Source organism: Acinetobacter sp. YH12236, assembly GCF_013417645.1.
GTDB lineage: Bacteria > Pseudomonadota > Gammaproteobacteria > Pseudomonadales > Moraxellaceae > Acinetobacter.
Genome location: NZ_VPDM01000003.1, coordinates 160,708 through 177,429, shown reverse-complemented (window position 1 = coordinate 177,429; position 16,722 = coordinate 160,708). Strand labels below are relative to the sequence as shown.

Here is a 16,722-nt window from a genome sequence, read left to right as displayed (position 1 = left end):
AAATATGCATTTATTAGAACCTAGAGAACATCCTTCTCAATTAATGAAATGGCTCTCACCTGTGCTTGCATTACTCGCCATGCTGGCGGTAGGTAGCCTATTGTTTTTAATGCTTGGAGTGAATCCTGCTCAGGCTTTATATATCTTTTTTATTGAGCCATTGACTTCAGTCTATAATCTGAGTGAACTGATAATTAAAGCCAGTCCGCTGATTTTAATTGCCTTGGGTCTGGCTGTTGGGTTTCGTGCCCGTCTGTTTAATATTGGTGCTGAGGGGCAGTTGGCTATGGGGGCCATCTTTGGCGGTGGTATTGCCATCCTGTTTCATGAGCAGATCGGCTGGTGGATTTTACCTTTAATGGTGATTATGGGTGCGATTGGTGGTGCAATTTGGGGCCTGATTCCAGCGCTGCTAAAAACCCATTTTAATGCGCAAGAAACCTTGACCACCTTAATGATGAACTATGTGGCATTTTTCCTGCTGATGTATCTGGTCAATGGTCCATGGCGTGATCCAGATGGCATGAACTTTCCACAATCCTTAATGTTCTCGGAAAGCGCGACCCTGCCGCTGATTATGGAAGGCACACGGATTAACGCCTCAATTTTTATCACGATCATCGCAGTGGTGCTGTTCTGGGTTTTTATCCGTAAGAGTCTGATGGCTTATAAACTGGAAGTCAGTGGTCAGGCACCTTTGGCAGCTCAATATGCAGGATTTTCAGCAAAAAAAGCCATCTGGTTAAGTTTGGGAATTTCAGGTCTGATGGCGGGGATTGCCGGAATCTGTGAAGTTGCAGGTCCAATCGGCCAGCTCAATCCGAATATTTCACCAGGTTATGGTTATGCAGCCATTATTGTGGCTTATCTGGGCCGACTAAATCCAATTGGAATCGTACTTTCAGGTTTCCTGATGGCGCTGATCTATTTAGGTGGCGAACTGGCACAAATGCAGTTGCAACTCCCAGTCGCGATTACCGGAATTTTCCAGGGCCTGCTTTTATTTTTCCTGTTGGCTTCAGATGCCCTGATTGAAAACCGCTACCGTTTTACCAAAAAGAAAATCAAAAAAACCATGACCACTGCGCAAGCAGCCTGATCCAGACAGAAGAAGGATAACAACATGAGTATTGAATTAACCGCAATTGTTGCCGGAACTGTCGCTGCGGCAACGCCATTGATCTTTGCCGGGCTGGGTGAGCTGGTAGCAGAGCGTACCGGTGTCATCAATCTTGGGGTAGAAGGCATGATGCTGGTCGGTGCCATTGCTGGATTTGCTTTCGCTAGCCAGTATGAAGCCAGTGTCGCCAGCGCCTTATTTATGGGCGGATTGGCAGGCACATTGATGGCACTAATTTTTGCATTTTTTACCTTATCTTTAAGCACCAATCAATCCGCCTGTGGTCTGGCACTCACTATTTTTGGGATCGGGATTTCAGCCTTTCTAGGACAGAATTATGTCAGTACCGCCTTACCGGGTCTGGAAAACCTAAAAATTCCGGGACTCGCTGATATTCCATTCATAGGGCCAGTCCTGTTCCAGCAAAACTATGTGGTGTATCTGTCCATTCTTGCTTTTGTGCTGGTGTGGTGGGTACTGAGTAAAACCCGTTTAGGCCTGTTACTGAAAGCAGTAGGGGAATCTCCAGAAAGCGCACATGCCATGGGCTATAACGTGCTGGCGATTCGCTATGGTGCAGTCATGTTTGGCGGTGCAATGGCTGGTATTGGTGGTGCATTTTTATCTACGGTTTATACCCCAATGTGGATTGAAAATATGGTCGCAGGACGTGGCTGGATTGCAATTGCATTAGTGGTTTTTGCTGCATGGAAACCAACGCGCTTGATGTTGGGTGCATATCTATTTGGTGGTGTAACGATTTTGCAGTTTCATGCCCAAGCGCTGGGTCTAGAAGTACCGAATGAACTGTTATCGGCATTGCCATACATCGCAACCATTGTCGTCTTAGTCCTCATTTCACGTGACAAGAAGTTATTGAAACTCAATTTACCAGCGTCACTCGGCAAAACCTTTAGCCCTTAATCGGGCAAATCTCAGGAATTACTTTATGAAAATTATAAGCGCAGATTATGTCCTGACCATGAACTCCAACCTGGACTGTATTAAAGATGGTGCCATCCTGATTGATGGTGCTCTTATTAAGCAGGTAGGAACATTACAGGAATTAACTCAGCAATATCCTGAAACTGCAGTTACCCAGTATCCTAAAAGTTTATTGATGCCGGGCTTGATTAATACCCACTGCCACTCAGGCCTGCTACGCGGTACAGCTGAGGGTTTGCCAGTCTGGGACTGGTTGCAACAGTTTATTGACCCGATGCATCGGGTAGTGACTCCCGAAGATTCCAAAATTGCCTCTTATCTCTGCTATGCCGAAGCGCTGCTATCCGGCACGACTACCATTGTGGATATGTGGCGTTATATGGAAGGTAGTGCTGAGGCCGCACAGCAACTCGGTATACGTGCAGTGCTGGTGCCATATGTGGCTGAACATCCAGATCACAACTATTTTGAAACCCTCAATAGTAATGAAGCTTTAATTCAAAAATGGCATCAAGCCGCAAATGGGCGAATTCAGGTCTGGGTTGGCTTGGAACATCTGTTTTATGCTGAAGAAAAAGCCTTGGCACGTATCCAGAAAATGTGTCATGAATATCAGACGGGTTTTCACACGCATAGCAACGAAAGCAAGTTTGATGTTGAAGAAAACCTTCGACGTTATGGCGTGCGCCCGATCCAGACGCTGGAACAATTGGGCATGCTGGATGTACCTCAATGCCTATTAGCGCATTGTGTCTGGGCCAATTCAGCAGAGATCGAAATTTTAAAACACTATAATGTTGGTGTCGCACATAACCCGATATCGAATATGAAACTGGCATCTGGCGCCGCCCCCATTACGGAAATGCTTAAATATGGCATTGCTGTAGGATTAGGTACTGATGGCGAGAAAGAAAATAATAATTTAGACATGTTTGAAGAAATGAAAACTGCTTCATTATTGGCGAAGTTTTCCGGTTTGGATGCTGCAGCACTGGATTCATGGTCTGTCTGTCAGATGGCAACTCGGACAGGTGCCAAAGCCTTAGGCATGCAGGATCAGATTGGTTCGCTAGAAGCTGGGAAATTTGCTGATATTATTGCGGTAGATCTTGCGACACCGAGAATGACGCCTTTAATTAATCAGGGACCACTATTTAATTTACATACCAATCTGGTGCATGCAGTCCAAGGACAAGATGTGCATATGACCATGGTGAACGGCCAAGTGGTGGTAGAAAACCGAAAACTGGTACGTGCTGATCTACAAATCTTAATTGATCAGGTCAATCAGGCTGCTCCAGCCTTGTTCCAGCGACGCGCGAAATGGCTCGCAGAACAAGGAAGTGCGGTCAATGAATTACAGCGCCTGTAAATAAAGTTTAAAAACCAACCCTAACTTTAAACAGGCTTATCTATGCTCCAGAATGGATAAAAAGGCTTCGATAAAGTTAGGCAGTCTTTTATGATGGATCTGACCGACCTTGATCACTTCATAGGTTAGACCATCAGCCTGGAGGTTGTTACTTTCAGCTTTTAATTTCTGCAAGGTTAACTGCAAGCCTTTTAACCATTCTTCAAGCGCCTTGATCGGAATATCATTTTTAAGATCTCCACCTTGCATGGCAGTTTTAAAATGACTCAAGGTCGTACTATCCTTAAAGCAGGCTTCCACCTGATGTTCAGTACTTTCAAATAGGTCATGCTTGATCACAAATAAAAATTTTCCAATCGTTGGCTTAAGTGCGCTGAGATAAATATTTTTTTCATTCAGGGTATATCTTTTATTTCTGGTATTAATAAATTCTGAATTCCAGCCTTGGGACTCTAGAAAATGATCCATTTCAGCGAAGATGAGATCAGTGACTTGTTCCTCAATGCGTTCTGCGAGTTCCTTTAGTTCATGACTGAGCACGATCAGGTTATTTTCCAGCTTTGAGCGCTGGGATTTTTCTTCATCATGCTGCTTGGATTGGGTCAAAATGGCTTGGAAGCGTTGTTCAGGCGTCATGATTTTACTCACTTGATATGCAGCCTTGATCACTTAATCATGTGACTGAAAAGCTTTAATTGCAAGCAGGAAAAGAGAGGGGATATTTGGGAAGATTTTAAAGTAAAATATATACTTTTACTGACATAAATTATTGTTTTTAAATTTAATAATTATTATTAAAATATTTTTTATTTGGTTTTAAACTAGAATCGTTACATATTTTGTAGCGATTCAATTCAGTTAATGATCATTACTCGTTTTACTCAATATAACCCATTAAAAGATAAAACTTATATAAGGTGGTTAATAAGAATATTGATAGAAAGAATTAAACAAGATATACATCTATAATCTAATATGAATAGCCAATAATTATAATTTTTACATATATTTAAAATTTATTTAACAGATATCACTTTTTATCTTATTTAATGGTTTTAGATACTTTTATAGAACCAGATTTTTTCAATTTTCCTCGGTAACAAATTCAAGAATAGAAAGGCGATGACCATCAAGTTTCAGTATAAAAAACGCACAAAAAGACCAAATGTTTTTTATAACGCAATTTGAATTGGTAAATTTTTGTACAAAAGAACTGATGTAGAAAAAATATTTATAGATAGCATTATTTTTATTAATATTATATTTAATCCCTCTTAAATTATTGAATTTAAAATTTAAAATTTTCTTAAATTAAAATTAACAAAAGAATTAGATTAGCTAAACTTCATAACATTATTAATACTTTTCCTTCATTATTTGAAACTAAAAAATTAAATCAGTGTACTATATTTAGTAAAAACGTGATTAAGGTGAAGCATTTAATGTCTATTTCTCCCTTATCTAAGGCTGTCTATACATCCTTAGTTGGATTGCTATTGGCAAATACAACTACTCAGGCCGCTGATGCATTTAGTGCAGAAAGTCCGTGGATGTTGGGTGACTGGAATGGTCAACGTATCCAGCTTCAAGAACAGGGCTATGATTTTAGCTTTGGATATACAGGTGAAATGGCGACTTTACTTGACGCGAAACGCTCAAATAGCCATGGCACAGAATATACAGGTCAGTTAAACCTGGGTACTCATCTGGATCTGGAAAAAATTGCTGGCTGGCAAGACACTGAAGCACAAATTACAGTAACTCATCGTGATGGTCGCAACCTTTCGAATACTTCTGATGCGCTTACAGGACATTTAAGTTCAGTTCAGGAAGTATGGGGTCGCGGTCAAACTTGGCGTCTAACAGATTTCTGGATCAAGAAACAATTCTTGGATCAAAAACTGGATGTAAAAGTCGGACGTTTTGGTGAAGGTGAAGACTTTAACAGTTTTGATTGTGACTTCCAGAATCTGGCATTGTGCGGTTCACAAGTGGGTAACTGGGTAGGGGATCAATGGTATAACTGGCCGGTTTCTCAATGGGCTGCGCGGGTTAAATATAACGTTACCCCGGAAGTTTATACCCAGGTCGGTGTCTATGAATATAACCCTGAGAATCTGGAACGCGGCAAAGGCTTTAACCTGAGCACAGACGGATCTAAAGGCGCGATCATTCCTGCAGAAGTGGTCTGGACACCGAAACTGGGTGAGCAAAAACTGCCAGGTGAATATCGTGCCGGTTATTACTACAGTACCGCTGATGCCAGAATATTTGATGGCGTGACTCCACAAGATGAACAAACCCAAAATGGTCATCATCACGGGGGGTGGATTGTAGCTAAGCAACAGCTGACTTCACATCAAGGGGATACATCACGAGGTTTAAGCGGTTTCGTGAACGTCACTGTTCATGACTCTAAAACCAACCAAGTTAGTGATATGCAAAATGTCGGTCTTGTCTACAAAGGTGCGATGAATGCCCGCCCACAGGATGAAATCGCTTTGGGTGTTGCACGCATCAATATGAACAATGATGTATTGGGTAACCGTAGTGAAGAAGTCGATGCGGAAATCTATTACGGCATTCATGCAACTAACTGGCTAACCATTCGTCCAAACCTGCAATATGTCCATCATGTCGGCGCATATAAAGAAGGTGAAAATGTCTGGGTGGGTGGAATCAAGTTTAATACGTCGTTCTAATCGGAGTTTTTAGTTGCAAATACACAATTGATTCTTCCATTACTTTGGGGCATTGATGAACTGATACTCCAAGTATTCATGTATTTATAACTAAGAACTTAACAATATGGTGTCTATGCCGCTTAAGTGCTTAGACGTTCAAGAAATCAAAAAAAAGGTGTTCAATATGAATACTTCGTCTTCAGGTTCAGTACTGAAAACGATTCTGGCAGCTATTGCTGCCATTTTCGGTTTGGTTCTGCTATTTGGAGGAATATATCTGGCAACACTTGGTGGGTCTTGGTACTACATCATTGCCGGTCTGTTCTTCCTGGCGACAGCAGTGTTATTACAAAAACGTAAAAGCACAGCTCTTATTGTTTATGCAGTATTGGTCCTTGGTACAGTGGTATGGGGGCTTTGGGAAGTGGGTTCAGACTTCTTTGCACTGGCACCACGTCTAGATATTTTAGGTCTATTCGGTCTGGCTCTGCTGATTCCTGCAGTGACTCGCGGTTTTGGCGATAGCAAAGCGGCAAAAATAGCGCTGACTGGCTCCTTGGCAATTACGATTGCTGTCATGATTTACTCTGTATTTAATGACCCGCAAGAAATCCGTGGCGAATTAAAATCACAGCAGCCTGCAGTGCATCAGTCTATTCCAGGTATTGCTGACGAAGACTGGCCAGCCTATGGTCGTACTCAGTCAGGTTTACGTTATTCTCCATTAAAACAGATTACTGCTGATAACGTAAAAGATCTGGAGTTAGCTTGGGAATTTCATACCGGTGATGTAAAAACGGATAAAGATTCTGGTGAAACTACGAATCAGGTAACCCCGATTAAAGTGGGTAATAACCTGTTTATGTGTACCACTCACCAGTACCTGATTGCACTTGATCCTGCGACGGGTAAGGAAAAATGGCGTTTTGATCCTAAGCTAAAAGCGGACAATACCTTCCAGCATTTAACTTGCCGTGGCGTATCTTATTATGATGCGAACAATACTGCAGGTTTTGAAAGCAGCCTGGCTGCGCGTTCAACTACGTCTGCCGAATGTCCTCAGAAAGTAATCTTACCTGTGAATGACGGACGTTTGGTGGCGGTCAATGCAACTACTGGTAAGGTATGTTCCGACTTTGGTAATAACGGCGAAGTCGATCTGCAAAAAGACATGCCATTCCCATATCCAGGCGGTTATAACCCGACTTCACCTCCTGTGGTGACAGGTACAACCATTATCATCGCCGGTTCAACCACAGATAACTATTCAACTGAAGAACCTTCAGGTGTGATTCGTGGTTATGATGTAAATACTGGTGAATTGCTCTGGGTATTTGATACGGGTGCGGAAGATCCAAATGCGATTCCTGCTCCAGGGCAAAAATTCGTAAATAACTCTCCAAACGCATGGGCGCCATTGGCTTATGATGCACAGCTGGATATCGTCTATGTACCAACAGGTGTAGGTACACCGGATATCTATGGTGGTCACCGTACTGAGCTAGACGAGCGTTATGCGAACTCTATGCTGGCGATTAATGCATCTACCGGTAAATTGATCTGGAACTTCCAGACTACTCACCACGACTTGTGGGATATGGATGTACCCGCTCAACCGACATTGACTGATATCAAAGACAAAAACGGGAAAATGGTTCCAGCGATCTATGTGCTGACCAAAACCGGTAATGCCTTTGTATTAGACCGTCGTACAGGTGAAGCGATCGTTCCGATTACTGAAAAACCAGTACCTCAGTCAGTAAAACGCGGTCCGCAAACCAAAGGCGAGTGGTATTCAAAAACTCAACCGTTCTCTGACTTTAATCTGGCTCCTCAAGATAAATTGACGGATAAGGACATGTGGGGTGCCACTATGTTTGACCAGTTGATGTGTCGTGTATCGTTCAAGAAATTAAACTATGACGGTATTTATACACCACCCTCTGAAAACGGGACGCTGGTCTTCCCGGGTAACTTGGGGGTATTCGAATGGGGCGGTATGTCTGTGAATCCAGACCGTCAAATTGCATTGACCAACCCAATTGGTTTGCCATTTGTATCTCGTCTGATTCCGCAAGATCCGAACCGTAAGCAGACTGCCAAAGGTGCAGGTACTGAAGCGGGGGTACAGCCAATGTATGGCGTGCCTTATGGTGTTGAAATCAGTGCCTTCCTCTCTCCATTCGGCTTACCATGTAAGCAACCTGCATGGGGTTATGTGGCTGGTGTTGATCTGACCAATCATGAAATCGCTTGGAAACGTCGTATCGGTACGATTCGTGACAGTATGCCGGGCATTCCATTGCCTCCATTTAAAATGGGTGTACCAATGTTAGGTGGTCCAATCTCGACTGCAGGTAATGTGATGTTTGTCGGTGCAACTCAAGACAATTACATCCGTGCGATCAACGTGACTAATGGTGATGAGCTGTGGAAAGGTCGTCTGCCTGCAGGTGGTCAAGCGACGCCAATGACTTATGAAGCCAATGGTAAGCAGTATGTTGTGATTATGGCGGGTGGTCACGGTTCCTTCGGTACCAAAATGGGTGATTCTTTGGTTGCCTATGCACTACCTGACAATAAATAATGAAGTTTTATAGTTAAGTAAAAAAGCCTGATTCGTCAGGCTTTTTTATGCAAAATACAGGCTGTTATGACAATAAAGCTTGATTAGAAAATCATGAACCTTTAGCTCAGCTTTCCTGCAAGTATTCAGTTTGATCTTATGCAGATGCTGAGTCTTTAAAATTAATAAGACACTTTTAAAACGTTTGAACTCCCATGGCATGAGTGAATGCCAGATATCAGGAATATTAGCTATGCACCTTCATACCACGCGGTTGCCGATGAAATCGACTTTATCCTGTCTGATTGCTTGTATCAGTCAAGGAATTTATGCGGAAGAACCGGTTACAGAGGTACAGCGACTGGCTCCCATTGTGGTTGAAGCAACCCGTACAGATCGTGCCATTCTGGAAACACCGGCATCTACCTATTATCTGAATCAGGAACAACAGAATAGCCTGAATGTGAATCTGTCTGAAACCTTAAAAGGTGTACCAGGTTTACAACTGAATAACCGCGAAAATTATGCTCAGGATTTACAGATATCAATGCGGGGCTTCGGTGCACGTTCGACTTTCGGTGTGCGAGGAGTACGTTTATATGTAGACGGTATTCCTGCCACTATGCCGGATGGGCAGGGGCAAACCTCGAATATTGACCTGAATAGTCTGGATCATATTGAAGTGCTGAGTGGTCCATTTTCCTCACTATACGGTAATTCTTCTGGCGGAACCATCCTGACACAAAGCCGTGAAGGGCAGGGACCTGATTCAGTCACTTTGGGATATTCGGGCGGCAGTCAGAACAAAGGCCAAACGAACCTGGTGCTACAAGGTGGTTCAGAAAATGCTTCTGAACCAAGCTATATCATCAGTTCATCTTATTTTGATACGGATGGTTTCCGTGATCATAGTGGTGCACATAAAGTACTGAACAATGCCAAGCTGACTTGGGATCTGGACGATGGCTCTAAAATTAACTGGGTCAATAACTATGTCAAAATTACAGCAGATGATCCAGGTGGTTTAACTCGAGATCAATGGCGAGAAAATCCTAAACAGGTCGCAGCGAATGTGCTGCTATATAATGCACGTAAAGAAATTGAGCAATTCCAGACAGGACTGACCTGGAACAAGCCAATCAATGATCAGCATGAATTGTACGGTATGGCATATTGGGGACAGCGTGAAGTCACTCAATATCAATCTATTCCAAGTACAGCACAAGGTGGTCCAAATCATGCGGGTGGTGTCATTGATTTTGACCGTCAGTTTTATGGAGCAGATCTTCGCTGGACCGGAACAGATATTTTACAAAACACTAAATTGATTGCTGGTGTGGCTGTAGATGGTATGATCGAAGACCGTAAAGGCTATCAAAACTTTGTCGGTAATACTTTAGGCGTTAAAGGTGAACTCCGTCGTAATGAAGACAATACGCTTTGGAATGCAGATCCTTATATTCAAGCATCTTATAACTTTGCGCCAGATTGGATACTAGATGCTGGTTTGCGTTATAGCAATGTGCATTTTAAATCAGAAGATCATTATATTACCGAGTCGAATGGCGATAATTCAGGTAAAATGACTTATGAAAAAGTACTGCCTTCAGTTGCATTAAGTTGGAAAATTCTTCCTGATTTAATGACTTATGCAAGCTATGCACAAGGTTTTGAAACACCAACATTTACCGAAATGGCTTATCCGGCTGATGGTAGCAACGATGTATTAAGCTTAAAAGCGGCTGAAAGTGAAACTTATGAGCTAGGATTAAAATCTGCGAATCGCTTTGGTGATATGACCTTAGCAGCATTTCAGACTCAAACCAAAAATGACATTGTTTCTGCGGGAAGTGATGGCGGGCGCTCAACATTTCGTAATGCAGATAAAACCTTAAGAAAAGGATTAGAGCTATCTTGGAATAAAGATCTTTGGCGTGATCTGGCAGCACAAGTCAGCTATAGCTATATTGATGCGACATTTGATGCCGATATTCCAGCAATTGGTACAGTAGCTGCAGTTTCGTCAGGTAACTATATTCCTGGAATTGCTAAGAATCAGGCATTCTTTAGTTTGGGATGGAAACCTGAAAATGGCTTACATGGTGGAATAGATGTACGTTACTCAGACCGAATTTATGTTAACGACATTAACTCACAATATGCACCAAGTTATACAGTGGCTGGGGCTAATGTAGGCTATAACTGGAATGTCAAAGATTTGTCTGTAAAAACGTTTGCACGCGTAGATAATCTGTTTGATAAGGATTATTCAGGCTCAGTCATTGTCAACGAAAGCAATGGTCGTTTCTATGAACCAGCAGAAGATCGTAACTGGAGTGCTGGGTTAAGCGTGACAAAAGAGTTTTAATTTAAATCTGACTTAAGCTTTCTTAATTTATTCAAGATTCATGTTCACATGTGAATGTCCGCCAAGATCAGCAATAAGTGCGAATCTAAGGCGGACATTTCTATTTTGGATTTACATGATTCATTTCGTATAATGTATATTATGTTAAATAAGATATTATGCATATAGCCTATTCCTGTATGTAGCACTCACTAATTAGTTAATATGTCTTTTTCATCCTCGTCGTGTTAAAACGTAGTTATTAAGATTAGTTTGAAAGTTTTCTTTATATAAATCACTTAAATATTTACCTCATAACCTAGATGAAGCTCATCCGCAATTTTCCCTCGAACACCCCAATTTTCTTTTAGGAGTTTCAAATATAGTTATTTGAATATCATTAGATTTAATTTCACATAAATGACTTATATTTTTAAATAAAGCCAAAACAAATGCTTTCTTGGTCTCTTTTGTTCTTCCTTCAAATATTGAAATCTCGATAATGATATAAAATCTAGATCGATTCTTTAGGTAAATAAAATTTTCAGACTCTAAAGGTATAAATCGTTGAAAAATCTTTTGTCGGGACAACTTAGCTTTTTGATTAAAGCTTGAATCAGTTCTATTCTATGTACTTCGATTGTTTCATTTAAAGTATAAATTTTTATTTGAGACATTGTTTTCTACGCTCTTATAGTTACAGTTTTAATTATAGTGTGCGCTTTAATCTGGCTAGCGTTGTTGTTCAGCATCATTCATAAAAAGTTCAATTATTTATACAAAACAACTAAATGCTGCCCTGTCTAAATTGATAAAATTCTGGTCCTCTATAAAAAACTTGAAGATCGATAAGGACTAAAGTGAACAGACAACATGATTTACCTGAACTAAGTAAATATAGTGAGCTAAGTAGCGATGAACAAGTAGCTATTCATCAAATGCTTATCTCTTACGTACGCTCAGATCACTTTTATAATATTATCTTGACTCACAATGTTGAACCCTATGACTTGGTTAAGCTTGTAAGTATTAGTTTTGAGAATAGAGACGCAGCTATCTGGGTTCATTTCGAAACAATAACTGCTGAAAGACTAACTATGCCTCTCGATTTTATTTCAAGAATAGAAATATGTAATCAGGAAATATTTTAAATATTGAGACTTGAAGTGCTGGAATTTATTTAAGTTGTCTCGGAATTTTAAATCTATTAAAAAATAGAGACGGTTAACCATCTCTATTTTTTAAAACTAAAAATTTAATTATTATATAAATTTCAATAACTTAAAATTATAAATATAACATGTAATATAGCAATTTCTTTAAATTAACATATCACATGTTACATCTTAATCTGACTAAGCCATCACCTGGGCTTTGTATAAATCATCTTCGTGCTGTCTGAGTAATTCTATAAAAGCAGGAATAGTGTCTGGTTCCAAGAGATAAGGATTAAATCCATCATGATGATTCTTGATAAAGAACTCAATGAGATCATTATGGACATTGGCATACTTCATGTGCCAACTGGAGAAAAGATATGAGTCGATTAGTTCATAAGAGAGAATTTCACAGTTCTTATGGCGTGGATCTTTAACTATTCGATTATAGAAAAGGTCTTTTACACTTTCTTCAGTGCCTTCCAAACACTGGACAAAATAATTATTACCGAAATAGAGTGCGCCAAAGATTTTGTGTAACTCATTAAATTCTAAGGCTTCTGTTAAAATATTATAAAGTTCAGAGGTAGAATATCTCTCATCTTTGAACTTACTTACATATAAAAGCCTTACATCATTCATAATAAAAATTTCCTCCTGTTTAAAAAAAGTTCATACGAAAATATAAAAATTTGAACGAATGGTCAATAAAAATGTAATGACAAGGTAATTTAATGGCCAAATTACATACTTCTTATTATTACTGTTTTTATATAGCTATTTGATCTTTTTAAATCAGGATTCATAACAAGGTTCTCTTTTCGTCAAGAACCTTGTGTTATTGAATTACAGGTCAGTTTATTTTTCTTGCTTTTCTATATGCACTGTTGCTGTTCGCCCTGCAACAAAGGCAAGTTCATTCTTTGGTAATTCATCCAGAATAATCTTAACAGGGACACGTTGGGCTAAACGTACCCAACTAAAGGTTGGATTCACATTCGCTAAAAGACCTGAACCAGCAGTACGTTCGCGATCTTCAATCCCCGAGGCAATACCTTGCACATGGCCCTTAAGTTTTTGCGAATCACCCATCAGCTGAATTGTAGCTGGTGCTCCCACGTAAATTTTATCCAGTTTGGTTTCTTCAAAATAACCCACTACATAGAGCTGTTTGCGATCTAGTAATGCTGCCACCGCTTGGCCAACTTTGACATAATTCCCTTCTTTTAATTCAAAATTTGATAATGTCCCATTTGCCGGAGCAACAACTTCTGAACGATGTAAATTAAGTTGCGCGAGATTGAGGTTATTTTCAGCGACTTGTATTAATGCCTTTTGCTGTTCGATATTCGCTTTGGCCTGTTCGATTGCAGCTAAGGACTGCTCATGCTCGGCATGTGATTCATCTCGTGCAGCAAAAATCTGATCCTGTTCCTGTTTTGAAATAGCACCATTCATTAAACTTGAATAACGGCTCGCATTCTTGTCTGCCAGATGAATACTCGCCTGGGATTTCACTACATTGGCTTTAGCATTTGCCAGTTCAGCCTCAGCTTGCGCTAAACCTGCTTTCGCTTTCGCAAGATCCGCACGAGCTTCTTCAACATCTAGTTCTTGACGTTCAACATCAATTTTAAATAATGGCTGCCCTTTCTTGATGGTCTGGTTATCTTGCACCAGTACTTCTGTGACCAGGCCTGAAATATCTGATGACACCTGAATTACATCACCACGTACACGCCCGTCCCTCGTCCATGGCTCAGAATTATAATAATTCCAGATATGTCGAATCACTAAAATGGCGAGAACAGCCACTACCGTCAAAAGTACAGGTCGCAAATATTTGCGTAAATTGACAGATGTCATATACGGTTTTCCTTAATCATTCTAATATCAGACCTCATAGTAATAAGTCTGCCCAATGGACGGCGCCCAGCAAAAGTACGTAAATGCATAAGTAGAAGATATTTGGCATGATAATCCAGTCATTCGCGACTAGTTTGTCCAGCCATTTCATCAAGATTCTAAGCAGAACATAGGCAATCACAGCTTGAATCAATAAAATTGGCACATACAAACCATAGATATTCAGCTCTCCCATGTATTAATCTCCTGCGCCTGCATATCTTGGCGGTGTCTTGATATGACATAAACTGCTACGAATATTGTTGAGTGAAATATGCAGCCGTTCTACAACATCTGTATGTTCCTGCATGATGAGATCTGCTTCTAGAGCCTGTATGTTGTTAATTAACTGTGTGAAGGCAGCATCATAATTTTGTCCAATTTCTTTGGCACGAAAATATTCATCCAGCTGTATTTGAAGATCTTCGAGTTGCTGGGTCAAAGGCTGCTGTTCAGGTAACTTGAGTATGAGTTCCTGTAACCGTGCCAGATCCACGACGGCGCTGGATTCAATGAGTGCTTGATTGATTTTATTTTTCAGATCTTCAGATTCTACTGCTTTAGTATTTAATACCCCGATGCGGTCAATCATCGTACGTAAATGAATACGGAACCGTACCCCATAAGGAATATACAGTGCCTGACGAATGGCTCGGTTATGAATGGCCAAAATGCGCTGTACGGTTATATCTGGAGACATTGCACGGATCATATGGATAATAAATACAGCGATGATTGGCCCAATCACTGTACCAATCGCTGCATCGAAGAAAGAAATTTGATCCAGGGTATAACGGTTCTGAAAATTCAGTCCCATGATCGTACCCATCAACAAAGGCAAGCCAATTCCAACCAAGGGTGGATGCAAAAAAAGCATCAGGCAATATATGCAGAATGGTGCAAGTACAAGTGCTAACTGCCAGAATTCTATAATATTTGGAAAAATTCCATAGGCATATATGAAGATCACGATCGAAGCATATAAGCTACTGCGAATAAATAGCTTCAATGCAGGCACCGGATTATCCAGCGCCGTTAAGATACATGCACTGATCGCAGCCATTTCAGCCAGCATAAATCCAGCTTTCCAGCCGCTTAAGATCCAAAAGGCAGTAGCAATAAAAACTGTGAGGCATGCAGAAACCCCGCCCCGCACTGCTACACCATGATCACGATGCAGGGTTGGATAGTTTGTAGTAAGTGGAACAATCATTTCAGGCAGTGAAGTATCCCCTTGTTGGATTCGCTGCCAGATCAACTTAATTGCATGGATATTCTGAATGAAATGGCGGATATCCATTTTCAAGCTTTTCAATATCACAATTTGACCATCTTTTGAATGTTCAAAAATTTTCAGGAAATCTGTTTCAAAATCAGCAGGAAGCTGATTCAATTCAGACTCTTTCAATAGATGTTCATCTGTTAGATATGTATTAATTTTGGAATGTAAATCTGCCAATGACTGGCGATATCCTGTATCAATGAAGTCTAACTGTTGCATGCGTTCAGACATCGCCACCAAATTACTCACCAGCATTGTGATCTGGTTCAGCATTTCCTGCAGTGGTTTGGTCATTCCCTGTAGAGCTGACTTTTCATAGCTTAAATGCACAGCCATGACATGAATATCTGCAATATCTCCAGCCAACTTGCTTAAAGCTTTTGTATAGTTCTGATCTTGACGTGGTTCCAATAGAATTTTATTAAAAATCTGCTGAGTATCCGCTAAGGTTTTACTGACACGACTTTTCACTGCGGGGCCAATATGCATTGGAAATATGGTCGTCGTCACAATCGCGCTGCAAACGACGCCAATAGTAATTTCCAGAAAGCGTCCTACCGCCATATCAAATAATGAGGCAGTATCAATAAAGTAAATGATATTAAAGCAGATGATGACTGTCGTATATCCAGCCAGCATCAGTATATAACTGCGCGGTGTACGATCAAGCAGAGAGAAATATAAGCAAAGACCAACCCAACAGGATAAAAACAGCGTAAACAACCACGGGGTATTGATTAGCCAAGGAGTAACTGCAACTGCCACAATTGCGCCTAATAAAGTACCTAGTACACGATAGATACTTTTTGAAGCGGTCATTCCCGTATAAGGATTGGCAATAACGAAAACTGTGCCAATAGCCCAAATCGGATAAGCAAGATCCAAACTCAACGCAACGTAGAGCGCCAAAATACCAGCCACAAACGTTTTAGTCGCAAAAATCCAGTCCATTTTATTTGGACGAAATGCGAGTAAAGATTTTATAAGCAGCATGGTTTCTCTCTAAGAGCTTATTTTATTTTCTAAAGCAAATAACCTGCCCACCAAGCCCAAAGAACTCAGTGACAAAATTTTTACTTGTTGAAAGTCTATAAAATTAGAATATTCAGCTGATTAAACTGAAACTGGTTGATGAAAATATAAAAAGCAAAAGATAATGCTTTGCTTAATTATTCATCATTGGATATTTGTGTAAGTAATTTTTTCAAATAAACGCTTTATTGTCAATAAAAATATCTCTATATGAGAATAAGTATGATTTTTATCATTGCATAGGCCGTTAAGCTGGATATTTATCTCTTTTCTTCCTATATCCTCATTATCCGAGAATTTTAGGTAAATAGT

The 16,722-nt window shown here is 40.4% G+C and carries 12 protein-coding genes and 1 pseudogene; 7 read left to right on the top strand and 6 right to left on the bottom strand.

What is annotated here, in order from left to right; all coding sequences use genetic code 11:
* Window positions 1–4: 4 nt before the first annotated feature.
* The 3 genes from FTV14_RS02980 to FTV14_RS02970 are packed head-to-tail and all read left to right on the top strand — an operon-like array spanning window position 5 to window position 3,437.
* On the top strand, window positions 5–1,099 hold the full coding sequence (locus FTV14_RS02980) for an ABC transporter permease (RefSeq protein ID WP_180053302.1): 1,095 nt from the start codon (window positions 5–7) through the stop codon (window positions 1,097–1,099).
* Window positions 1,100–1,123: 24 nt separating this feature from the next.
* Entirely contained in the window at window positions 1,124–2,044 is a 921-nt protein-coding gene (locus FTV14_RS02975) for an ABC transporter permease (protein ID WP_159123035.1), read from the top strand.
* 25 nt (window positions 2,045–2,069) lie between these two features.
* Window positions 2,070–3,437 carry an amidohydrolase family protein gene (locus FTV14_RS02970; RefSeq protein WP_180053301.1) on the top strand — a complete coding sequence of 456 codons (1,368 nt, stop codon included), beginning with the start codon at window positions 2,070–2,072 and terminating at the stop codon, window positions 3,435–3,437.
* 36 nt (window positions 3,438–3,473) lie between these two features.
* Here the strand turns inward: FTV14_RS02970 and FTV14_RS02965 are convergent, their stop codons facing one another.
* The gene (locus FTV14_RS02965; RefSeq protein ID WP_180053300.1) at window positions 3,474–4,073 is read right to left on the bottom strand and encodes a hypothetical protein; all 600 of its coding nucleotides are present in this window, start codon (window positions 4,071–4,073) and stop codon (window positions 3,474–3,476) included.
* Between the two features lie 806 nt (window positions 4,074–4,879).
* Between FTV14_RS02965 and FTV14_RS02960 the strand changes: the two genes are divergently transcribed.
* The 3 genes from FTV14_RS02960 (at window position 4,880) to FTV14_RS02950 (ending at window position 11,055) form a co-directional block, all read left to right on the top strand.
* Window positions 4,880–6,139 carry a carbohydrate porin gene (locus FTV14_RS02960; protein WP_180053299.1) on the top strand — a complete coding sequence of 420 codons (1,260 nt, stop codon included), beginning with the start codon at window positions 4,880–4,882 and terminating at the stop codon, window positions 6,137–6,139.
* Window positions 6,140–6,305: 166 nt separating this feature from the next.
* Window positions 6,306–8,708, top strand: a complete 2,403-nt coding sequence (locus FTV14_RS02955) for a glucose/quinate/shikimate family membrane-bound PQQ-dependent dehydrogenase (protein ID WP_180053298.1) — start codon at window positions 6,306–6,308, stop codon at window positions 8,706–8,708.
* 232 nt (window positions 8,709–8,940) lie between these two features.
* Window positions 8,941–11,055: a TonB-dependent receptor gene (locus tag FTV14_RS02950; protein WP_180053297.1), complete on the top strand. Its 2,115-nt coding sequence runs from the start codon at window positions 8,941–8,943 to the stop codon at window positions 11,053–11,055.
* A 278-nt stretch (window positions 11,056–11,333) separates the two neighbouring features.
* Here FTV14_RS02950 and FTV14_RS02945 read toward each other — a convergent pair.
* Window positions 11,334–11,711 (bottom strand): annotated as a pseudogene (locus tag FTV14_RS02945) (tautomerase family protein).
* 183 nt (window positions 11,712–11,894) lie between these two features.
* On the opposite strand from FTV14_RS02945, the gene FTV14_RS02940 reads away from it, so the two are divergent.
* On the top strand, window positions 11,895–12,185 hold the full coding sequence (locus tag FTV14_RS02940) for a hypothetical protein (protein WP_004785797.1): 291 nt from the start codon (window positions 11,895–11,897) through the stop codon (window positions 12,183–12,185).
* Between the two features lie 204 nt (window positions 12,186–12,389).
* Here the strand turns inward: FTV14_RS02940 and FTV14_RS02935 are convergent, their stop codons facing one another.
* The 4 genes from FTV14_RS02935 to FTV14_RS02920 all read right to left on the bottom strand — a co-directional run bounded on the left by FTV14_RS02935 (window position 12,390) and on the right by FTV14_RS02920 (window position 16,371).
* A complete protein-coding gene (locus FTV14_RS02935) occupies window positions 12,390–12,833 on the bottom strand; it encodes a BLUF domain-containing protein (RefSeq protein ID WP_180053296.1) in 444 nt (147 codons plus the stop codon).
* A 216-nt stretch (window positions 12,834–13,049) separates the two neighbouring features.
* Window positions 13,050–14,057, bottom strand: a complete 1,008-nt coding sequence (locus tag FTV14_RS02930) for an HlyD family secretion protein (RefSeq protein WP_180053295.1) — start codon at window positions 14,055–14,057, stop codon at window positions 13,050–13,052.
* Window positions 14,058–14,091: 34 nt separating this feature from the next.
* Window positions 14,092–14,292 carry a DUF1656 domain-containing protein gene (locus FTV14_RS02925; RefSeq protein WP_180053294.1) on the bottom strand — a complete coding sequence of 67 codons (201 nt, stop codon included), beginning with the start codon at window positions 14,290–14,292 and terminating at the stop codon, window positions 14,092–14,094.
* Window positions 14,293–14,295: 3 nt separating this feature from the next.
* Window positions 14,296–16,371: an FUSC family protein gene (locus tag FTV14_RS02920; RefSeq protein WP_180053293.1), complete on the bottom strand. Its 2,076-nt coding sequence runs from the start codon at window positions 16,369–16,371 to the stop codon at window positions 14,296–14,298.
* Window positions 16,372–16,722: the final 351 nt, after the last annotated feature.